At 74.8% G+C, this 19,194-nt stretch carries 18 protein-coding genes; 8 read left to right on the top strand and 10 right to left on the bottom strand.

Annotation, left to right across the window (positions count from 1 at the left end):
* Nucleotides 1-447 precede the first annotated feature (447 nt).
* Together ACFTWP_RS32375 and ACFTWP_RS32370 are read right to left on the bottom strand one after the other, a co-directional pair.
* Nucleotides 448-1,593, bottom strand: a complete 1,146-nt coding sequence (locus ACFTWP_RS32375; RefSeq protein WP_380268534.1) for an NAD(P)/FAD-dependent oxidoreductase — start codon at nt 1,591-1,593, stop codon at nt 448-450.
* A 146-nt stretch (nt 1,594-1,739) separates the two neighbouring features.
* Entirely contained in the window at nt 1,740-3,716 is a 1,977-nt protein-coding gene (locus ACFTWP_RS32370) for a LodA/GoxA family CTQ-dependent oxidase (RefSeq protein ID WP_380268533.1), read from the bottom strand.
* Nucleotides 3,717-3,961: 245 nt separating this feature from the next.
* Between ACFTWP_RS32370 and ACFTWP_RS32365 the strand changes: the two genes are divergently transcribed.
* On the top strand, nt 3,962-4,666 hold the full coding sequence (locus ACFTWP_RS32365; protein ID WP_380268532.1) for a class I SAM-dependent methyltransferase: 705 nt from the start codon (nt 3,962-3,964) through the stop codon (nt 4,664-4,666).
* Between the two features lie 63 nt (nt 4,667-4,729).
* On the opposite strand, the gene ACFTWP_RS32360 is transcribed toward ACFTWP_RS32365, so the two are convergent.
* A complete protein-coding gene (locus tag ACFTWP_RS32360) occupies nt 4,730-5,131 on the bottom strand; it encodes a RidA family protein (RefSeq protein ID WP_380268531.1) in 402 nt (133 codons plus the stop codon).
* Nucleotides 5,132-5,203: 72 nt separating this feature from the next.
* Between ACFTWP_RS32360 and ACFTWP_RS32355 the strand changes: the two genes are divergently transcribed.
* On the top strand, nt 5,204-6,097 hold the full coding sequence (locus tag ACFTWP_RS32355; RefSeq protein ID WP_380268530.1) for a LysR family transcriptional regulator: 894 nt from the start codon (nt 5,204-5,206) through the stop codon (nt 6,095-6,097).
* Nucleotides 6,098-6,267: 170 nt separating this feature from the next.
* Nucleotides 6,268-6,693: a GNAT family N-acetyltransferase gene (locus ACFTWP_RS32350; protein ID WP_380268529.1), complete on the top strand. Its 426-nt coding sequence runs from the start codon at nt 6,268-6,270 to the stop codon at nt 6,691-6,693.
* Nucleotides 6,694-6,775: 82 nt separating this feature from the next.
* Here ACFTWP_RS32350 and ACFTWP_RS32345 read toward each other — a convergent pair whose 3' ends face one another.
* On the bottom strand, nt 6,776-7,378 hold the full coding sequence (locus ACFTWP_RS32345; RefSeq protein ID WP_380268528.1) for a TetR/AcrR family transcriptional regulator: 603 nt from the start codon (nt 7,376-7,378) through the stop codon (nt 6,776-6,778).
* Nucleotides 7,379-7,481: 103 nt separating this feature from the next.
* Here ACFTWP_RS32345 and ACFTWP_RS32340 point away from each other — a divergent pair, with 103 nt between their 5' ends.
* Complete coding sequence (locus tag ACFTWP_RS32340) at nt 7,482-7,919, top strand: nuclear transport factor 2 family protein (RefSeq protein ID WP_380268527.1); 438 nt, start codon at nt 7,482-7,484, stop codon at nt 7,917-7,919.
* A gap of 66 nt (nt 7,920-7,985) precedes the next feature.
* Here ACFTWP_RS32340 and bioD read toward each other — a convergent pair whose 3' ends face one another.
* The 3 genes from bioD to bioB are packed head-to-tail and all read right to left on the bottom strand — an operon-like array spanning nt 7,986 to nt 11,289.
* Nucleotides 7,986-8,732, bottom strand: a complete 747-nt coding sequence (gene bioD / locus ACFTWP_RS32335) for a dethiobiotin synthase (protein ID WP_380268526.1) — start codon at nt 8,730-8,732, stop codon at nt 7,986-7,988.
* Nucleotides 8,729-10,030: an adenosylmethionine--8-amino-7-oxononanoate transaminase gene (locus tag ACFTWP_RS32330; protein WP_380268525.1), complete on the bottom strand. Its 1,302-nt coding sequence runs from the start codon at nt 10,028-10,030 to the stop codon at nt 8,729-8,731. Before ACFTWP_RS32330 ends, bioD begins: the two co-directional genes overlap by 4 nt.
* Nucleotides 10,031-10,071: 41 nt before the next feature.
* On the bottom strand, nt 10,072-11,289 hold the full coding sequence (bioB, locus tag ACFTWP_RS32325) for a biotin synthase BioB (protein WP_380268524.1): 1,218 nt from the start codon (nt 11,287-11,289) through the stop codon (nt 10,072-10,074).
* Between the two features lie 175 nt (nt 11,290-11,464).
* Between bioB and ACFTWP_RS32320 the strand changes: the two genes are divergently transcribed.
* On the top strand, nt 11,465-12,352 hold the full coding sequence (locus tag ACFTWP_RS32320; protein WP_380268523.1) for a hypothetical protein: 888 nt from the start codon (nt 11,465-11,467) through the stop codon (nt 12,350-12,352).
* A gap of 147 nt (nt 12,353-12,499) precedes the next feature.
* Here the strand turns inward: ACFTWP_RS32320 and ACFTWP_RS32315 are convergent, their stop codons facing one another.
* Nucleotides 12,500-14,992, bottom strand: a complete 2,493-nt coding sequence (locus ACFTWP_RS32315) for a DEAD/DEAH box helicase (RefSeq protein ID WP_380268551.1) — start codon at nt 14,990-14,992, stop codon at nt 12,500-12,502.
* Between the two features lie 22 nt (nt 14,993-15,014).
* The gene (locus ACFTWP_RS32310) at nt 15,015-15,944 is read right to left on the bottom strand and encodes a helix-turn-helix transcriptional regulator (RefSeq protein ID WP_380268522.1); all 930 of its coding nucleotides are present in this window, start codon (nt 15,942-15,944) and stop codon (nt 15,015-15,017) included.
* A gap of 139 nt (nt 15,945-16,083) precedes the next feature.
* Here ACFTWP_RS32310 and ACFTWP_RS32305 point away from each other — a divergent pair, with 139 nt between their 5' ends.
* The 3 genes from ACFTWP_RS32305 to ACFTWP_RS32295 all read left to right on the top strand — a co-directional run bounded on the left by ACFTWP_RS32305 (nt 16,084) and on the right by ACFTWP_RS32295 (nt 18,824).
* Nucleotides 16,084-17,127: an aldo/keto reductase gene (locus ACFTWP_RS32305; RefSeq protein WP_380268521.1), complete on the top strand. Its 1,044-nt coding sequence runs from the start codon at nt 16,084-16,086 to the stop codon at nt 17,125-17,127.
* Between the two features lie 54 nt (nt 17,128-17,181).
* The gene (locus ACFTWP_RS32300) at nt 17,182-17,469 is read left to right on the top strand and encodes a putative quinol monooxygenase (RefSeq protein ID WP_380268520.1); all 288 of its coding nucleotides are present in this window, start codon (nt 17,182-17,184) and stop codon (nt 17,467-17,469) included.
* Between the two features lie 155 nt (nt 17,470-17,624).
* Nucleotides 17,625-18,824 carry an 8-amino-7-oxononanoate synthase gene (locus ACFTWP_RS32295; protein ID WP_380268519.1) on the top strand — a complete coding sequence of 400 codons (1,200 nt, stop codon included), beginning with the start codon at nt 17,625-17,627 and terminating at the stop codon, nt 18,822-18,824.
* A 64-nt stretch (nt 18,825-18,888) separates the two neighbouring features.
* On the opposite strand, the gene ACFTWP_RS32290 is transcribed toward ACFTWP_RS32295, so the two are convergent.
* The gene (locus tag ACFTWP_RS32290) at nt 18,889-19,140 is read right to left on the bottom strand and encodes a hypothetical protein (RefSeq protein WP_380268518.1); all 252 of its coding nucleotides are present in this window, start codon (nt 19,138-19,140) and stop codon (nt 18,889-18,891) included.
* Nucleotides 19,141-19,194 lie beyond the last annotated feature (54 nt).

Here is a 19,194-nt window from a genome sequence, read left to right as displayed (position 1 = left end):
CGCGCGGTGCCGAGTTCGAGTGCGCGGTGGCTTCTGACGCACCGCGGGACACGCCCTTCCGGAGCGCGTGCGACGGTGCGGCGGTGACCGGAGGGCGTGAGCGGGATGCTACCCGTGAGCCTGTCGGTGGGCGAGCATTTCCGCAGCTCATAACGGCTTCGGTATCGAAATGGTACGGATCTGTGGGTGCCCGCCTCCGGGGGCCGGGCCGGGCCGGTCGCGGGCCCGCTCACCGCCGTCCCGCTCGCCGATGCCCCACCCGTCGCCGTCCCGCTCGCCGACGCTCCGGCGCCCGCCGCGCACGGTGCTCCCCGCCGCTGCGCCGGTCCGGTGGGCGCCCGGGTCGCTCGGCCCGGCCAGCGGCCCTGCCGTGGGTGGCCCGCGACCGGCCCGCACGCCCCGGTCACGCCGCCCGGCCCGCCCGCCGGGGCGGGGGAGTCGCGCAGGTCACCGGGGCGGCGCGGACGGGCCTCCCACCGCGGACGGCGCGGGCCGGGCGCCGGTGTCGGCATCGGCCACCCGACGGGCCCAGAACGGCCGGTCGGCCCAACGGCCCTCCAGCCGGTGGACGCTGCGGTGGTCGAGGAGGTAGGCCGCGTACGCCGATCGCACCCCCTCGCCGTACTCGGCGAGGGCCCGGCGGTGGCCGCGCAGTCGGGCGTCGAGGGCATCCCCCGCGTTCAGGCCGGTGACCAGGGCGGTGAGGACGCCCTGCGAGGAGAGCGGGTCGAAGGCGGCGGCGGCGTCGCCGGCGGCGATCCAACCGTCGCCCCAGGGCCGGTCCAGTCGGGCACTGTGCGCCGGCGCGCGCCTCGGCGCGCTGCCGGGCGCGAGGGCGTGCGACTCCGCCCGTGCCGCGATGTGACGGGTCTGCAGCATCCGCTGCCGGAACCGCTCGGCGTCGCCGGGCGCCGCCGCGGGCAGGTCGGCATCCGTGAAGTAGGCGACCAGTCGGCCACGGGAGGGCAGCAGGGCGGTGTACCACCAGCCGTCCGGGCCCGACTCGACCAGGGAGCAGCCGTCGACCGCGTCCGGCCGCGGCGCGAGGGTGAGGTGGGTGGCCGTCAGGCGGTCGTGGACGTGGCGACGGGCGCCGCAGCGGGTGGCGAGGGCGGCGGTGCGCCCGGTGGCGTCCACCAGCCAGTCGCACCGCACCGTCCGGCGGCCGCCGGGGCCGCGCAGTTCCAGGGTCCAGCTTCCGTCCGGTGTCCGTACGGGCGTCCGGACGGCGGTGCGTTCGAGCAGGTCCGCGCCGGCCGCCCGGGCGGCGGCGCGCAGCCGCTGGTCGAACAGGGCCCGGTCGAGGTGCCAGCCGTGGCCGTACGGGTCCCGGATCGAGTGCGTGGCGTGGAGTTCGGACGACCCCCAGGCCGAGAGGTTGCCGTGGCAGGGCAGGTGCCCGGACCCGAGGACCGGGTGCCTGATCCCGAGGTCGCCGAGCAGCACTCCGGCGACCGAGACCAGGGACTCGCCGGCCTTGGGCGGGCCGCTGCCGGCGTCGACGAGCAGGACCTCCCGGCCGGCCCGGGCGAGGGTGAGGGCGGCGGCGCACCCGGCGGGCCCGCCGCCCGCGACCACCACCTCGTAGCGCACCTCGTGGCGGTTCCCGTGACGAGCCTCCTGGCGCGCCGTGGGCCGGGCCGCCTCCGTCGGGCCCGTTCCGGGCCCCACCGCCGTCGCGTCCACTACCGTCCCCGTCCCCGTTCCCCTCCCCGTCCCCGACTGAGCCCGCGCCGGGCTCACTGCCACTCCTGGAAGGGGTCGACCTTCTCCAGGTAGCCGGCGGAGACGTCCTCCGCCCGGAAGGCCGTTCCCTCCAGGGCCACCTCCACGGCCCGGTCGAGGGCCGCACCGGCGGCGGCCTCCGAGAGGCCCGGCACACCGGCCTGCGGCACGTGCACGTTGATCAGGTTGTGGTGGTCGGGGGCCTGGTCGAGCGGCGCCGCCGGGGTGGACTCGACGAGGATCGTGCGGGGGAACCGCTCGTCCCCCACGTCGTAGGAGCGCTCCTCGACGATGCCGAACTTCCACCAGGTCTCGGTCATCTGCTGGAGCTGCTTGATCTTGTCGGTGGCGGTGAGCCCGCGCAGCCAGACGGCGCGCCGCTCGAAGGCGTCGGCCCGGGCCTCGTCGTCGCCCGGTGCGTTGACCAGGACGAAGTCCGTTTCCTTGAGCACCTGGTTGGGCACCTGGGCGGGCCAGAAGGTCGGCAGGTAGGGGCTGTAGCGGGCGTTGACGTTGTCGGCGAGTTCGTAGCCCGAGCGACAGCCGGCGGTGTCGGTCTGCCAGGGCGCCGCCATCCAGCGGGTGAGGTCGCCGGGCCCCTGCGCGTACAGCGGGCCGTGGACGGAGAGGGCGATCTCCGGGGTGAGCAGGGGGCCGTAGTCGGGTTCCGGGCCGTCCTGCGCGGTGCGGTGGCGGATGCGGAACGGCTCGGTGTACATGGTGTCGTGACGGACCGGCCAGGTGACCTCGCAGCCGGGGTGGAAGGCGTCGGCGGCGCAGGCCTCCAGGGCCGCGCGGTCCAGCAGGCCCGGCCGGTCGGCGACGGGGGCGTCGGCGAGCGAGTCGGGCGTCGTCCTCGTGCCGGGGGTGAACCGGCCGGCGGCCCACTCCTCCAGCAACCGGTTCTGGGTGGTGGTGAGGGCCAGGTGCTGGAGGTCCGACCTGGGCGGGACGGCCATGCCGTCGCCGTAGATCCACGGCCAGGGCGCGGGGGAGCGCCCGTCGCGGTCGTAGTCGCGCAGCGAGTTGTAGATCTGCGTACGGAACTCCCGGTTCCGGGGGAGCGGGTCGGCCAGGCGTGCGCGCATCGCCGGGGCGAGGAAGTCGTTGGGAGCGCCCCAGCCGAACTGGGCGGCGAAGCCGCGGTTCACCCACTGCAGTCCGCAGAAGCGGGCCAGGATCGGCTCGATGTGTCCGGCGTAGGTGACCGGGGCGGGTGCGGGCAGCGTGCCGTTGCCGACGAAGACGTCGAGCAGCAGGTCGTGCAGGGTGCGGATGCTCCGCACGGCCGGGGCGTAGTCCGGCGGCGCGACCACCGCCCAGGCGCCGGTCGCCTCGATCTCCCCGCCGTCGTCGAGGACGATCCGCGCGGTGACCGGGCCGTCCGAGACGTCGTCGAACCAGGTGTCGTTGTTGGCGATCCCGGTGATCGGCCGCGGCGGATCCGCCCAGGAGCCGGCCGCTCCCCGGCCGCCGAGGACGAGCAGCGAGCCCGCCGCCTCGCCGCGGAGGTCCCCCAGGTGGGCCTTCTGCCCGAGGATCTGGCCGCTGATCCGTTCCTGCTGCCGCTCGCCGGCCGACACCGTCCGCGGGCCGGGGTCGATGACCAGGGCCTCGCGGTCGCCCTGGAACCCGGCGTTGCGCCGGCCGTACTGGCGCTGTTTCAGCCGTCTGCCGTCGGGCACGTCGAGCGGCACGTAGAACTGGTACCAGGCCGCCTTCTTGTTCGCCAGGTGCACCGTCCAGGAGACGTCCCTGACGCCGTCCCGGCCCACCACCACCTCGCGGACGGCGGCGCCGTCGGCGTCGTACGCGTAGATCCGGAAGCGGGCGGCCTGCCGCTTGATCCGGCCTTCGGCGTCCTTGAAGCCCCCGGGCGCGGCGGGCGGGCGGTCCGGAACCTCCGGCCCGACGAAGTCCTCCTCGCTGTTGCCGACCCGAGCGATGCCGATCGCAGGATGGATCCTGAAGGTGTGTCCGTCGCCGCCCATGCGCTCCTCCGTGGTCGAACCTTCTCTCCGTTGCGAAGGTAGCGGGGGTGGGGCCGCGGCCGGCCCCGACGCCCCGGGGCGTTCACGCGGACGCGTGAGCGGGCGCCGATCGCGCGGCGGGAGCAGGTGCTCCCGGATCACCGGCGCGCGGCGTCCGACGCGTGCGGGTGTCGGGCGTGCGGGTGCCGGGGCGCGCGCCCGTTCGACGGTCATCGGAGCCCGCGGGAGGCCTCTATGCTGCGGGCATGCCGAACGAGCTCCGCACGCACCACCCGGGCACCACCGCACTGTCGGATCCCGCCTTCGTGCGGGAGAGGACCCGGCCGGCTCTCGTTCCCTTCGTCCCCGAGATCAGCCTGCACATGGCGGACGACGCGATCGCGCTCTGGGAGTCGACCGAGGCCGCACGCGGCGAGATCGGACTGCCGCCCCCGTTCTGGGCGTTCGCCTGGGCCGGCGGTGTGGCCGTCGCCCGCTACGTGCTCGACCACCCCGAACTGGTGGCGGGCCGTACGGTGCTCGACCTCGCGGCCGGGTCGGGGCTGGTCGGGATCGCGGCGGCCAAGGCGGGCGCCGCCGCGGTGCGCGCCGCCGAGATCGACGCCTACGCCGTGGCGGCCGTCCGGATCAACGCGGAGGCGAACGGGGTGCGGATCGACGCGGCGGTCGAGGACCTGCTGGACGGGGACGGTGGACCGGCCGAGGTGGTGCTCGCCGGGGACGTCTTCTACGAGCGGGGGATGGCCGCCCGGTTCCTGCCCTTCCTGGAGCGCGCGCAGGCCAGGGGCGCCGTGGTGCTGGTGGGGGACCCGGGCCGGGCGTACCTCCCGCACGGGCGGTTCACCGCGCTGGCCGCGTACGAGGTCCCGGTGGTGGCCGATCTGGAGGACGCCGCCCTGAAGACGACCACGGTGTGGCGGCTCGGCCCGGCGGTGCCCCCGGGCGGGTGAGCCCGCGGTGTTCCGGCCGGCCGTGGGTGACCCACGGACTTCTGCTGACGGCCGGCCGGCGGCCTACGAGCCCGCCGGCGCCGCGGGCCGCCGGGCGTACACCTCGATCTCGATCTTCATCCGGGGGTCGGCCAGGCCGCACACGAGCATCGTCGCGGCGGGCCGGATGTCGCCGAAGCAGCGGCGCAGCGTGGGCCAGCACGGCTCGAAGTCCTCGCGGTCGGGCAGCAGGTACCTGACCCGGACGACGTCGCCGAACGAGCAGCCGGCCTCGGCCAGTGCCGCTTCGACGGTGCGCAGGCACTGCTCGGCCTGTTCGATCACGTCGTCGGAGATGGTCATGGTTGCGTAGTCGAACCCGGTCGTCCCGGACACGTGCACCCAGTCGCCGTCGACCACCGCCCGGGCGTAGCCGATCTCCTCCTCGAAGGTGGAACCACTCAGGATCACGCGTCGCTCTGTCATGCGGCGAAAGCTAGGCAACCAGCAGTGATATGTCCAATACGTCGCAGAGCATGAAGTGATATCTCTACAGCTATGAACCGCCCGGAGCTCGGACTCCAACAACTGCACGCCTTCGCGGTCCTCGCCGAGGAGCTCCACTTCGGACGCGCGGCGGAGCGGCTCGGCATCGCGCAGCCGCCGCTCAGCCAGCAGATTCGCCGCCTGGAGGCGAAGGTGGGCTACCCGCTGTTCACCCGAGGGCCTGGCCGGGTGGCCCTCACCGCGGCAGGACACGAACTCCTGCCGGCCGCTCGACGTGCGCTCGACCAGGTCACCGTCGGCCTGGAGGCGGCCCGGCGGGTCGGCGGCGGTGCGGCCGGTCGGATCAGGGTCGGCTTCTCCGCGTCACTGGCGCTGACCCTCCTGCCGGGTCTGTTGCGCGCCTACCGCGGCCGGTACCCCGGAGTGGAACTGGAGATCCGTGAGATGACCACGGCGCCGCAGGTGGCGGCCCTGCGCGAGCACGTGATCGACGTCGGGCTCCTCCGGGAGCCGCCGGACGAGCCGGGGCTGAGGAGCGAGACGCTCCTGTCCGAGGAGTTCGTCGCCGTCCTGCCGGTCGGCCACCCCCTCGCGGCCCGACGCGTCGTCCCGGTCGAGGCGCTGGCGGACGAGCCGTTCGTGCTGCTGCCGGACAGTGCCGGGCCGACCGTCCGCAACCGGATCCTGGACCTGTGCCGCAGTGCGGGTTTCGAGCCCCGCCTCGGCCAGCAGGCGGTGGAGTGGCAGACGGTCTGCGCACTCGTCGAGGCGGGGCTCGGGGTCTCGCTCGCCCCGGCGAGCATCCGCCGGATCCGCCTCAGGGGTGTCGCCTACCGCCGGATCGAGCCGAGCGACGCGCGCACCACCGTGGCGATGACCTGGCGTCAGGACGACCCCGACCCCCTGGTCGCACGGTTCCTGGAAGTCGCCCGCGGCGAGGCCTGAGTCCTTCGGCCGGTCCCGCAGATCGACGAGCACCGTCGGACTCCTTCCCCCGCCCCCGCCCCCGCCCCCGCCCTCGCACCGAGTCGGAGCGGGCGGGGCGGTGCCACGCGCGGCGGCGGCCCGGGGGAAACCCTTCGTACGGGGCCCGGTCCGGCTGGTAGACAGTCGGTATGACTGATCTGATCATCCGTACCGCGGTTCTCGACGAGGTACCCGCCCTGCTGGAGTTCTGGGACCTGGCGGCGAAGGGCACGAGCATCACCGACGACCCCGACGGTGTGGCCCGGCTGATCGCCAGGGACCCGCAGGCGCTGATCGTCGCCGAACTCGACGGTGCGGTGGTCGGCACCGTGATCGCCGGCTGGGACGGCTGGCGCTGCCACCTGTACCGCCTGGCGGTCGACCCGCGCCACCGCCGGCAGGGGATCGGGGCCGCCCTGCTGGAGGCCGCCGAGCGGCGCTTCGAGGAACTGGGCGGTCGCCGGGCCGACGCGATGGTGCTGAACGACAACGAGCTGGGACAGCGGATCTGGCGGGGTACCGGCTACGGCCCCTCGCCGCAGTGGACCCGCTGGGTGAAGCCGCTCGGCGACTGACCACCGCGGGCGACGGCGCGGCTGAGATCCGACCCGCCGTCCCGTGCCGTCGCCCCGCCGTCACCCACCGCTCCCGGCCGTGTCACGCCCCGGCCGGGGCGGCGAACGCGTCGAGCAGCGCGTCCACCTCGCGGGTGACGGCGGCCAGCGCGGTCGGGGCGTCGGCGGCCCGGGCGAGCAGCATCCCCGCCTCGCAGAGGGCGCCCAGCAACAGGTGGGTGCGGACGTCCAGGTCGCCGGGGCGCAGCCGTCCCTCGGCCACGGCGGCGCCCAGGCCCCGGCGGAGCAGTGCGACGCTGTACTCGGCCTCGATCGCCCGGACGCTCTCCCAGCCGAGCACGGCCGGCCCGTCGAGCAGCAGGATCCGCCGCACCGCCGGGTCCAGGCAGCTGCGCAGGAACGCGGCGCAGCCCGCGCGGACCGCGGCCAGGGCGTCGGCGGAGCCTGCGGCGGCCTGGGTCAACTGCTCTGCGCGGCGCTGTTCCTGGTGCACGAAGGCGGCCCGCAGGAGTGCGGTCTTGCCGTCGAAGTGGTGGTAGACCGCGCCCTTGGTGACGCCGGCCGCGCGGGCGATCTCGTCGATCGAGACGGCCGGGTAGCCGTCCCGGCCGAAGAGGTCGATCGCGGCGTCCACGATGTCGCCGGTGGTGCTCTCCGAGCGGTCCGCCTGGGTCCTTCTGGCCATGGTCGCCTCCTCTTGACATCACATACTAACGGTACGTAAGTTGCGTACCGCAAGTACGTACTGTTGGTATGTAACTAGCTTCCCTCGGGGGAGAGGACAGCTCATGACGGATATTCAGCCCACCGCCACCGGAGCCGCGAGCGGCACCGGGGCAGCAGGCCGTCGGGCCGGGTACGACGCGGCGGACTTCGCCGACCGCTGGTCCGCCTTCTGGGCGGCGCCGGACCCGGCCCGGCTGGGCACCCTGAGCCACCGGGAGATCGTGCTGCACTGGCCCGGCCGCCCCGAACCGATCGTCGGCCTCGACCACTGGCGGGCCCAGGTGGCCGGCACCCTGGAGCGCTTCCCGGACCTGCGGCTACGGGTAATCGCCCACGCCCTGAACGGGGACGTCGCCTTCATCGGCTGGGAGGCCACCGCCACCGTCGAGGGCCGGGCCGCCGCCTGGGAGGGCGCCGACCGGATGCGACTGGTGGACGGCCTGGTGGTCGAGTCCACCGTCGTCTTCGACACGGCCGGCCTGCGCGGCCGGTCCGCCTGAGAGCCGCTCGGCGGCCCGGTCACGGGGCGGGCCGCCGAGCCCGCACCGGTCGGGGGCCGTCCGGGGTTATGGGTGCGGCACCCGGTGCGCGGCGGTGAAGGCCTCCGCGTCCCAGTGCCCGCCCAGGCGCGGGGACAGCGCCGCGAGCGCGAGCGGGCCGAAACCCGCGGTGTCCGTGCGCCCGGCCCCGGCCGGCAGCACGCCCAGCAGCGGTGCGCCCGCCGCGACGGGCAGGTCGGCCAGGTTGCAGCGCGCGGCCAGGTCGGCCTCCCGCGGCCACGAGCCGACCAGCACGCCCAGCAGCGACAGGCCCCGGGCCCGCAGCGCCTCCGCGGTCAGTGCCGTGGTGTTGAGGGTGCCCAGGCCCGCCGCCGCGACCACCAGGACCTCGGGCGCGAGCCCGAGACCGGCGCACGCCCGGGCCATGTCGGCCAGGGTGCGGCCCTGCTCGTCGTAGCGCACCAGCAGCCCGCCGGCGCCCTCGACCAGCACCAGGTCGTGCTGCTCGGCCAGCTCGGCCACCGCCTCGGCCACCCGGGCCGGGTCGAGGGTCGGCAGACCGCTGCGCCGGGCGGCCGTGTCGGGGGCCAACGGCTCGGGATAGCGGGCCAGTTCACGGGTGGTGAGCGGCCCGGCCAGCCGGACCACCTCCTCGGCGTCCCCGGCTTCGCCCGGTGCCACCCCGGTCTGGCCGGGCTTCAGCACGGCCACCCGGCGTCCGCCGGCCAGGGCCGCCGCGGCGACCGCCGCCGTGGCCACGGTCTTGCCGACCTCCGTCCCGGTACCGGTCACGAAGAGCACCTCGGCGCTCATCCGGCCACCGCCGCCGCCGTGACCGCCGCACCGATCCGGGCCAGGTCCTCGTCGCCCGTGACGTACGGCGGCATGGTGTAGATCAGGTCCCGGAAGGGCCGCAGCCAGACGCCCTCGCGGGCCGCCGCCGCGGTGGCCGCCGCCATGTCCACCGGATGGTCGAGCTGGACGACGCCGATCCCGCCGAGCACCCGGACGTCGGCCACGCCCGGCAGCTGCGCGGCGCCGGCCAGCGCCGTGTTCAGGCCGCTCTCCAGCCGCTTCACCTCCACCCGCCAGTCCTGGTCGAGCAGCAGACCGATCGAGGCGTTGGCGACGGCCGTCGCGAGCGGGTTGCCCATGAAGGTCGGGCCGTGGGCCAGCACGGGGACGGCGCCCCGGCTGATCCCGTCCGCGAGCTCGCTCGTGCAGAGGGTCGCGGCCAGCGTCAGGTAGCCGCCGGTGAGGGCCTTGCCCAGGCACATCACGTCCGGCGAGACGCCGGCGTGGTCGGCCGCGAACAGCTCGCCGGTGCGGCCGAAGCCGGTGGCGATCTCGTCGAAGACCAGCAGCACGCCGTGCTCGTCGCAGAGCCGGCGCAGCAGCCGCAGGTAGTCGGGGGAGTGGAAGCGCATGCCGCCGGCACCCTGGACCACGGGCTCGACGATGATCGCCGCCAGCTCGTCGGCGTGCCGCTCGACCAGGTCGGAGAGCTCCTGCGCGTACGCCTCGTCCACGGGCGCGTCGAAGCCGGCCGGCGGCTCGCCCGCGAACAGCTGGCGCGGCAGCACACCGCCCCAGAGCTGGTGCATGCCGCCCTCGGGATCGCACACCGACATCGGGTGGAAGGTGTCGCCGTGGTACCCGCCGCGCCAGGTCAGCAGGCGCTGCTTGGCCGGGCGCCCCACCGACTGCCAGTACTGCAGGCACATCTTCATCGCGACCTCGACGGCCACCGAGCCGGAGTCGGCCAGGAAGACGTGCCGCAGCGGCTCGGGCGTGATCTCGACCAGCGTCGCGGCGAGCCGCACGGCGGGCTCGTGGGTGAGCCCGCCGAACATCACGTGGCTCATCCGCCCGAGCTGGTCGCGGACGGCCTCGTCCAGCACCGGGTGGCCGTAGCCGTGGATCGCCGCCCACCAGGACGACATGCCGTCCACCAGCTCCCGGTGCCCGCCGGCCGGTTCGGCCAACCGGAGCCGGACCCCGGACGCGGACTCCACCACGTACGGGGTCACGGTGCCGGGCATCGGCCCGTACGGGTGCCAGACGTGTGCCCGGTCGAGCGCCAGCAGGGACTGCGGGGAGAGCTGTGCCACGGTGGTCGGTTCCTCGGTCGTCTCGGTTCGCTGCGCGTCGCTCAGGCGTTGGGCGCCAGCTCGGTGCCGGCGCCGCGGCGCCGCACCCGCACCAGGTCGCTGCGCACCTCGTCCTCCTGCGCGCCGGACGCGGCGGCGGCCGGCTCCGCGGCGGGGGCGCTCTCGCCGTGACCGCCGCAGGGGCCGCAGCCGCCGCCCGAACCGCAGCCGCCGCCGGCCGGGGCGCAGGCATGCCCGGCCGCCTCGGCGGCGTCGGCGCGGTGGCGCGGCAGCGTCACCTGGCCGGCGCCCTCCACCTCGAAGCCGGCGTCCGCGATCATGTCGAGGTCGGCCTGGCCGGCCTGGCCCTCGCTGGTGAGGTAGTCGCCGAGGAAGATCGAGTTGGCGATGTGCAGGCCCAGCGGCTGCATGGTGCGCAGGTGCACCTCGCGCCCGCCGGCGATCCGCACCTCGACGTCCGGGCAGACGAACCGGACCATCGCCAGGATGCGCAGGCAGCGCTGCGGGGTGAGGTGCCACTCCTTGGCCAGCGGGGTGCCCTCGAACGGGATGAGGAAGTTGACCGGCACCGAGTCCGAGTCCAGCTCGCGCAGGGCGTAGACCACGTCGACCAGGTCCTCGTCGCTCTCGCCCATGCCCGCGATCAGGCCCGAGCAGGCGGACAGGCCGGCGCCGTGCGCCTTGGTGACGGTGTCCACCCGGTCGGCGTAGGTGTGGGTGGTGGTGATGTCCCCGTAGGTGTTCTCGGAGGTGTTCAGGTTGTGGTTGTACGCGTCGGCGCCGGCCGCCTTGAGCCGCTCCGCCTGGTTGTCGGACAGCAGGCCGAGGCAGGCGCACACCTCGACGGCCTCGTTGGCGTCCTTGATGGCGGCGATGGTGTCCGCGACCCGGTCGATGTCGCGGTCCGTCGGTCCGCGCCCGCTGGCGACCAGGCAGACGCGCTTGGCGCCGCCGGCGAGGCCCGCGGCCGCCGCCTCGGCGGCCTGCTCAGGCTTCAGCCAGGTGTACTTGAGGATCTCCGCCTTGGAGCCGAGCCGCTGCGAACAGTACGAGCAGTCCTCGGGGCAGAGGCCGCTCTTGAGGTTCACCAGGTAGTTGAGCTTGACCCGGCGGCCGAACCACTGCCGGCGCACCCGCCCGGCGGCCGCGACCACGTCGAGGAGTTCGTCGTCGGTGGTGGCGAGGACGGCAAGGGCTTCCTCGCGGGTGGGGAGTTCCCGGCGCAGGCCCTTGGCGGTGAGGGTGTCGAGCAGATCCATGCGCCTGATCCTGCCCGCTCGCCGGTGGCCCGCGCCAGAGGGAACCCGCCAGAAGATCTCCCGGCAGATGTGCGAGTTGTCACAGTGTCGCCGCTCACAGTAGTGGTGCAGGTCACCCCGGCTGCGACGGCACCCCTTGATCGACGGCCCGAGCCCACCGCCTAGAATCTGCGCCATGACCACGCAGGGGCAACGTGACCCGCATCCGGCAGCCCAGACACCCGAGGGACGCGCCGCGCGGGCGCGCCAGGCCAGCCGGGCCCTCCCGGCCCGGGCGCTGGGGTGGTGCGTCGTCGTCGCGGTGGTCGCCGGCGGGGGATGGATAGTCAGCCGGCCGCATCCCGGCGACTGGATACCGGGGCTCGGCCCCTCCAGCTCCGACGCCGTCCGGACCCCTCCGGTGGTGGGCAACCCGCTGCCGCCGACCGTGACGGACCCCGAGGGCCTCACCGCCGACCGGTACTTCCCCGCCCAGCGGGTCGTCGAGATGGGCTCCTACAAGGGCCGGCGCAACGGCGCCCGGCAGGGCCAGGACTGCGCCGAGACCCTGCAGTCCCGCGAGCTGGACCCGCTGCAGGGCAGCGGCTGCCAGGGCTACGTCACCGTCAGCTTCAGCTCCGTCGACCAGCCCGCCCTGCTCAGCAGCGTCACCGTGCTGCGCTTCCCCGACGACGCCTCCGCGGCCCGGGCCGCGCAGGCCCTGCGCGCCGAGCCGGGCCCGGCGGACGCGCTGGCCTTCATCCTCCCCGACGCCTCCGCGGCGGCCGTTCCGGTGGTCCAGGCCGGTGCCACCAAGCCCGCCACGGCCGGCCGGGTGGAGTCCGTCGGCCACTTCCTGACCGTCGCCGTCTCGCGGTTCGCCGAGCCGCGCAGCGCCACCCCGAGCCCCACGGCGAGCGGTGCCACCGCCGGCGGCACCCCGGCCCCGGGAGCGTCCACGACGGCGCCGGTCCCGGCGAGTCCCACGGCGAGCACCCCGGCCGGCCCGACCCCGAAGCAGCTGGTCGACGAGGCCACCAGGGCCGTCTCCTTCGCGGCCGGCGCGCAGTTCATCTGGACCTGAGCCCGGCGGGGCCCGCCCGCGCCGGCCCGGGCCCGGCGGCCGGTGGCCGGCGCGGTCGGGACTCGGAGCGGCCGCTCTCGACCCGCAGCAGCCGGACGGGGCCCCGACGAATCGTCGGGGCCCCGTCCGTTCGGCGTCGTCGCCGGGTCAGCCGTCCATCCGGTCGACGGCGGTGACGCGCAGCACCGCGCGGCCCTCCTCGTTGGAGCCGTGCAGGTCGACCTCGGCGCTGATGCCCCAGTCGTGGTGGCCGGCCGGGTCGTCGAAGATCTGCCGGACCTGCCAGGAGTCCTCGTCCTGCTCGATCAGCAGCATCTTGGGGCCGCGCGCGTCCGGGCCGGTGGAGAGGTCGTCGTGCTCCTCCCAGTACGCGTCCATCGCGTCGGCCCAGCGGTCGGCGTCCCAGCCGTACTCGCCGTCGAGCTCGCCGAGCGCGTGGTAGTTCTCCAGCGCGGCCAGCTCCACCCGGCGGAACATCTCGTTGCGCACCAGCACCCGGAACGCCCGCTCGTTCGCGGTGACCGGCGCCGGCCGGTCGTCCAGCGTCACCTCGGGGGCCAACGGGTCCGTGGGGTTGGCCAGTTGCTCCCACTCGTCGAGCAGGCTGGAGTCGACCTGGCGGACCAGCTCGCCCAGCCAGGCGATCACGTCCTTCAGGTCGTCGGTCTTGATGTCCTCGGGGACGGTCTGCTCCAGCGCCTTGAACGCGCCCGCCAGGTAGCGCAGCACGATGCCCTCGGTGCGGGCCAGGTCGTAGTGGCCGACGTAGTCGCTGAAGGTCATCGCCCGCTCGTACAGGTCACGGACGACCGACTTGGGCTGCAGCGGGTGGTCCCCGATCCACGGGTGCGCGCGCCGGTAGACGTCGTACGCGTGGCTGAGCAGCTCCTCCAGCGGCTTCGGGTACGTGATGTCCTGGAGCCGCTCCATCCGCTCCTCGTACTCGACGCCGTCGCGCTTCATCTCGCCGATCGCCTCGCCGCGCGCCTTGTTCTGCTGCGAGGCGAGGATCTGGCGCGGGTCGTCGAGGGTCGCCTCGACCACCGAGACCACGTCCATCGCGTACGAGGGCGAGGTCGGGTCGAGCAGTTCGAAGGCGGCCAGCGCGAAGGTGGAGAGCGGCTGGTTGAGCGCGAAGTTCTCCTGCAGGTCGACGGTCAGGCGCACGATCCGGCCGTCGGCGTCCGGCTCCGGCAGCCGCTCGACCACGCCGCCGTCCAGCAGCGAGCGGTAGATCGCGATGGCGCTGCGGATGTGCCGGCGCTGCGCGGAGCGCTCCTCGTGGTTGTCGGTGAGCAGGTGCCGCATCGCCTCGAAGGCGTTGCCCGGCCGGCCGATCACCGAGAGCAGCATCGCGTGGGTGACCTTGAAGCGGGAGACCAGCGGCTCCGGGTCGGCGGCGATGAGCTTCTCGAAGCCCTCCTCCGTCCAGCCGACGAAGCCCTCGGGGGCCTTCTTGCGGACCACCTTGCGGCGCTTCTTCGGGTCGTCGCCGGCCTTGGAGAGCGCCTTGTCGTTCTCGACCACGTGCTCGGGCGCCTGCGCGGCGACCTGCCCGACGGTGTCGAAGCCGGCGCGCCCGGCCCGGCCGGCGATCTGGTGGAACTCGCGGGCCCGCAGGGTGCGCACCCGGATGCCGTCGTACTTGGAGAGCGCGGTGAACAGCACCGTGCGGATCGGCACGTTGACGCCCACGCCGAGCGTGTCGGTGCCGCAGATGACCTTCAACAGGCCTGCCTGCGCGAGGCGTTCGACCAGCCGGCGGTACTTGGGCAGCATGCCGGCGTGGTGCACGCCGATGCCGTGCCGGACGAACCGGGAGAGGTTGCGGCCGAACTTGGTGGTGAAGCGGAAGTTGCCGATCAGGTCGGCGATCGCGTCCTTCTCCGCCTTCGAGCACATGTTGATGCTCATCAGCGACTGCGCCCGCTCGACCGCCTCCTTCTGGGTGAAGTGCACGACGTACACCGGCGCCTGACCGGTCGTCAGCAGCTCCTCCAGGGTGTCGTGCATGGTGGTGCGGCGGTACTCGTAGAACAGCGGGACGGGCCGGGTCGCCGAGCGGACCACGGTGGTCGGGCGGCCGGTGCGGCGGGCCAGGTCCTCCTCGAAGCGGCGGACGTCGCCGAGGGTGGCCGACATCAGCAGGAACTGCGCGTGCGGCAGCTCCAGGATCGGGATCTGCCAGGCCCAGCCGCGGTCCGGCTCGGCGTAGAAGTGGAACTCGTCCATCACCACCTGGCCGACGTCGGCCTGGGCCCCGTCGCGCAGGGCGATGTTCGCCAGCACCTCGGCCGTGCAGCAGATGATCGGCGCGGTCGGGTTCACGCTCGCGTCGCCGGTCATCATGCCGACCTGCTCGGTGCCGAACATCTTGCACAGGTCGAAGAACTTCTCCGAGACCAGCGCCTTGATCGGGGCGGTGTAGAAGGTCCGCTTGCCCTCGGCCAGCGCCGCGAAGTGCGCACCCGCCGCCACCAGGCTCTTTCCCGAGCCGGTCGGGGTCGCCAGGATCACGTTGTTCCCCGAGACCAGCTCGATCAGCGCCTCCTCCTGGGCGGGGTACAGCGTGATGCCGCGCTCCTCCGCCCAGGCGGCGAAGGTCTCGTACAGCGCGTCGGGAGTGGCGGGGCTCGGCATCAGGTCAAGGAGGGTCACCCGGCTATCTTGCCTGCTCGCGACGTCCGTGGGCAAAGGGCGGGACGCCGGGGCGACCCGGGGCGCCGCCCGGCCCGGCGGCGGGCGCCGGCGCGGGCCGGTCGGTCGCCTCCAGCGAGAGCAGCAACCGCAGCGCCGCCTCGCTCGCACTGCCCGGCTCCACGGTGTACGCGACCAGGGCCTGGTCCGGGTCGTCGGGCAGCCGGAACGTCTCGAACGCCAGCTCCAGGCGGCCGACCACCGGATGCCGGAACACGTACGAGCCCCGGGTCTTGTCGCGGACCTCCTGGCCGGCCCAGAGCCGGGCGAAGTCCCGGCTGCCCATGCTCAGTTCGCCGATCAGGGCGGACAGCTCCGGGTCGTGCGGGTGGCGTCCGGCGCCCAGGCGCAGGTACGCGACCACGTCGGCGGCCTTCTGCTCCCAGTCGGCGTACAGCTCGCGGGAGGCCTCGTCCAGGAAGACCAGCCGGGCCTTCTGCCGCCGCCCGGGCTCCAGCGCCCCGAAGTCGGTGATCAACGCCGCCGCCGGCCGGTTCCACGCCAGCACCTCAGTGCCCAGCCCCAGCACGTACGCGGGGACGTCGGCCATCGCGTCCAGCAGCCGTTGCAGACCCGGCAGCACCCGCTGGGCCGGTCGGGGCACCCGGGCCGCCGGCCGCGGACGGGCCAGGTTGCCCAGGTGGCGGCGCTCGTCCGGGCCGAGCCGCAGGGCCCGCGCCACCGCGTCCAGCACCGCCTGCGAGACGTGGTCGGTCCGGCCCTGCTCCAGCCGCACGTAGTAGTCGACGCTCACCCCGGCCAGCTGGGCCAGCTCCTCGCGCCGCAACCCCGGCACCCGCCGCCGGCCGCCGTACACGGGCAGACCGGTCTCCTCCGGCTTCAGGCGCGCGCGGCGCGACCGGAGGAACTGCCCCAACTCGGCTCGTCTGTCCATACGGCAGATCATCGCGCACCGGGCGCGGCCCGAGCCTGGTCCTGCCAGACCCAGGGTGCGGCGGAGCCCTGCCGAGGACCGCGCGGCGGGCGAAGGATCGTGTCCGGCAGCAGACCGCACCCCTTCTGAACGGACCGACATGACCGACGTACCCACCGTGCCGCTCGGCGGCACCGACCTGATGATCAGCCGGATCGGCTTCGGCGCCTGGGCGATCGGCGGCGCCGGCTGGCGCTACAGCTGGGGCGCCCAGGACGACCGCGACTCGATCGCCGCCGTCCACCGCGCCGTCGAGCTGGGCGTCAACTGGATCGACACCGCCGCCGTCTACGGCCTCGGCCACTCCGAGGAGGTGGTCGGGCGGGCGCTGGCCGCGCTGCCCGCCTCCCGGCGCCCCTACGTCTTCACCAAGTGCGGCCTGCTCTGGGACGAGCGCGACCCGCTCGGCGCACCGCGCAAGGTGATGGAGCCGGCCGGCGTCCGCCGCGAGCTGGAGGCCTCGCTGCGCCGGCTCGGCACCGAGACGATCGACCTGTACCAGGTGCACTGGCCCGCCGACGGCCAGTCGCTGGAGTGGGGGGCCGAGCCGCCGGCCGAGTCCCACGGCACCCCGCTGGAGGAGTACTGGCAGGTGATGGCCGACCTGCGGACCGAGGGCAAGGTCCGGGCGATCGGCCTCTCCAACCACGACCCCGAGCAACTGGCGGCGGCCTCGAAGGTCGCCCGGGTCGACGCGATCCAGCCGCAGTTCTCGCTGCTCAGCCGGTCCGCCGCGCCCGAGCTGGCCTGGGCCGCCGCCAACGACGCGGCCGCCGTGGTCTACCAGCCGCTCGCCTCCGGCCTGCTCACCGGCGCCTTCACCGCCGAACGGGTGGCCGGCCTGGACCCGGAGGACTGGCGGCGCGGGCACCCGGACTTCACCACCGGACTCCCGCGCAACCTCGCCCTGGTGGACGCGCTGCGCCCGGTGGCCGAACGCCACCGCACCACGGTCGCGGCGGTCGCCATCGCCTGGACCCTCGCCTGGCCGGGCGTGAGCGGCGCCATCGTCGGCGCCCGCCGGCCCGGGCAGATCGACGACTGGGCCGGCGCCGTGGAGCTGGCGCTCGACGCCGCCGACCTCGACGCGATCACCGGAGCGCTGGCCCGCACCGGAGCCGGCGCCGGACCGCTGCGCCCCTGACCGGGTACCCGGTCGTCCCAGGAACGAGCAAGCAGAGAAGAAGGAGTGAACCCCGTGATCGTGATCGCGACCCTGCTGGCCGAGCCCGGCCGGACGGACCGGCTTCGGACCGCGCTGGAGGCGATGATCGAGCCGTCCCTGGACGAGCCCGGCTGCCTCGGCTACCAGCTCCTCGCCGACCCGAACCGGCCCGAACAGATGGTGATCATCGAGGAGTGGACCGACGAGGAGGCCCTCCGACTGCACTTCGCGACCGCGCACTTCCAGCTGGTCTCGGAGACCCTCGCCGAGGTGCTGGCCGAACCGCTGCGGCTGCGCCGGCTGACCGACCGGGCAGCCTGAGCAGCGCGGTCGCCGGGGCCGGGCCGCCCGGGCGGTCGGGATCGGCCCGGGCCCCGGGCCGGCCGGCGGGGATCTGACGGGGCGACGGCCGAGGCCCGGGCGTGTGCGCAGGCGCACATTGCCCGGGCCGCGTCCCTCGTGCCAGAGTGCGGCCCATGGCCCACCCCACCGCGCCCGAGCAGCAGACCCTCACCCCGGCCGCCGTCTTCGACTGGCTCGACGAGGCCGCCGAACTGCGGGCCCGGGCCGGCCTCACCCGGACCCTGCGCAGCCGCCCCGCCGACGACCCGGTGCTGGACCTGGCGAGCAACGACTACCTCGGGCTGGTCCACCACCCCGCCGTCACCGGGGCCGCCGCCGAGGCGGCGCTGCGCTGGGGCGGCGGCTCCACCGGCTCCCGGCTGGTCACCGGCACCACCGCGCTGCACACCGAGCTGGAGGAGGAGCTCGCCGCGTTCTGCGGGGTCGAGGCGGCGCTGGTCTTCTCCTCCGGTTACACCGCGAACCTGGCCGCCCTCACCGCGCTCACCGACCCGGACACCCTGATCGTCTCGGACGCCAACAACCACGCCTCGCTGATCGACGGGTGCCGGCTGTCGCGCAGCGACGTCCACCGGGCGCCGCACAGCGATCCCGCCGCCGTGGCCGCCGCGCTGGCCGCGCGCACGCACCGGCGGGCCCTGGTCGTCACCGACTCCGTCTTCTCCGTGGACGGCAACGCCGCCCGCCTCCCGGAGCTGTCCGCCGCGGCCCGTTCCCACGGCGCCGCGCTGCTGGTGGACGACGCGCACGGGCTCGGCGTGCTCGGCCCCGGCGGCGCGGGCGCGCTGGCCGCCGCCGGGCTGGCCGGGCAGCCGGACACCGTCGCCACCGTCACCCTCTCCAAGTCGCTCGGCTCGCAGGGCGGCGCCGTCCTCGGCCCGCGCCGGGTGGTGCGGCACCTCACCGAGACCGCCCGCACCTTCATCTTCGACACCGGCCTGGCCCCGGCCGCGGCGGGCGCCGCGCTCGGCGCGCTGCGCCTGCTGCGGGCCGAACCGCACCGCGCCGAGCGGGCCCGCGAGGTGGCCCGGACGCTGGCCGCCCGGCTCACGGCCGAAGGGCTGTCGGCCAGTACCCCCGACGCGGCCGTCGTCTCGGTCCGCGCCCCCGGCCCGGAGGCGGCGGTGGCCTGGGCGGCGGACTGCCGCACGGCCGGCCTGGCGGTGGGCTGCTTCCGGCCGCCGTCCGTCCCCGACGGCGTCTCCCGGCTGCGGCTGACCGCCCGCGGCGACCTGACGGACCGGCAGATCGCCGACGCCGTCCGGATCATCAGCCGGACGGCTCCGGCCGGCGCCGCGGCCCCGTCCCCCTGACCTGACCGGCCCGGGCGGGATCACCTTCGGCGGGGTCACTCGGAGCGTGGTCACCCCGGGCGGGTCACTCGTAGACGGTGGCCGCGTCCAGGGCCCGGGCGAAGAAGGTCCAGTCGCCGTCGGCCGGGAGTTCCTCGCCGAACCGCCGGTACCGGCCGTGGGAATCCTCGATCCACGCCGCGAGGGCGTCCAGGAACGAGTCCAGGGTGCCGTTCTCCCAGCGCTGGTCCGGGCTGCGGAGGTCCTGGCGGAGGTCCCGGACGAACGCGGCCAGGTCCTCGCGGCTGCGGACGTCGTCGGGGGAGCCGAGTGTCATGGCAGCACGGTAGCGCGGGCCCCCGGACGCCCGCGGCACCTTTTTCCTGGGGCC

The sequence above is a fragment of the Kitasatospora sp. NPDC057015 genome, from assembly GCF_042673745.1.
Classification (GTDB): domain Bacteria; phylum Actinomycetota; class Actinomycetes; order Streptomycetales; family Streptomycetaceae; genus Kitasatospora.
The sequence above is the reverse complement of the archived record's forward strand: the minus strand, read 5'-3'. Positions and strand labels throughout refer to the sequence as shown.

Bases quoted from the DNA above. Each gene is read 5' to 3' on its own strand.
- ACFTWP_RS32365 (WP_380268532.1), top strand. From the start codon at position 3,962: ATGCCGAACGAGCTCCGCACGCACCACCCGGGCACCACCGCACTGTCG.
- ACFTWP_RS32295 (WP_380268519.1), top strand. From the start codon at position 17,625: ATGGCCCACCCCACCGCGCCCGAGCAGCAGACCCTCACCCCGGCCGCC.
- ACFTWP_RS32355 (WP_380268530.1), top strand. From the start codon at position 5,204: ATGAACCGCCCGGAGCTCGGACTCCAACAACTGCACGCCTTCGCGGTC.
- ACFTWP_RS32340 (WP_380268527.1), top strand. From the start codon at position 7,482: ATGACGGATATTCAGCCCACCGCCACCGGAGCCGCGAGCGGCACCGGG.
- ACFTWP_RS32370 (WP_380268533.1), bottom strand. From the start codon at position 3,716: ATGGGCGGCGACGGACACACCTTCAGGATCCATCCTGCGATCGGCATC.
- bioB (WP_380268524.1), bottom strand. From the start codon at position 11,289: ATGGATCTGCTCGACACCCTCACCGCCAAGGGCCTGCGCCGGGAACTC.
- ACFTWP_RS32315 (WP_380268551.1), bottom strand. From the start codon at position 14,992: ATGCCGAGCCCCGCCACTCCCGACGCGCTGTACGAGACCTTCGCCGCC.
- ACFTWP_RS32310 (WP_380268522.1), bottom strand. From the start codon at position 15,944: ATGGACAGACGAGCCGAGTTGGGGCAGTTCCTCCGGTCGCGCCGCGCG.
- ACFTWP_RS32305 (WP_380268521.1), top strand. From the start codon at position 16,084: ATGACCGACGTACCCACCGTGCCGCTCGGCGGCACCGACCTGATGATC.
- ACFTWP_RS32350 (WP_380268529.1), top strand. From the start codon at position 6,268: ATGACTGATCTGATCATCCGTACCGCGGTTCTCGACGAGGTACCCGCC.
- ACFTWP_RS32345 (WP_380268528.1), bottom strand. From the start codon at position 7,378: ATGGCCAGAAGGACCCAGGCGGACCGCTCGGAGAGCACCACCGGCGAC.
- ACFTWP_RS32290 (WP_380268518.1), bottom strand. From the start codon at position 19,140: ATGACACTCGGCTCCCCCGACGACGTCCGCAGCCGCGAGGACCTGGCC.
- bioD (WP_380268526.1), bottom strand. From the start codon at position 8,732: ATGAGCGCCGAGGTGCTCTTCGTGACCGGTACCGGGACGGAGGTCGGC.
- ACFTWP_RS32360 (WP_380268531.1), bottom strand. From the start codon at position 5,131: ATGACAGAGCGACGCGTGATCCTGAGTGGTTCCACCTTCGAGGAGGAG.
- ACFTWP_RS32320 (WP_380268523.1), top strand. From the start codon at position 11,465: ATGACCACGCAGGGGCAACGTGACCCGCATCCGGCAGCCCAGACACCC.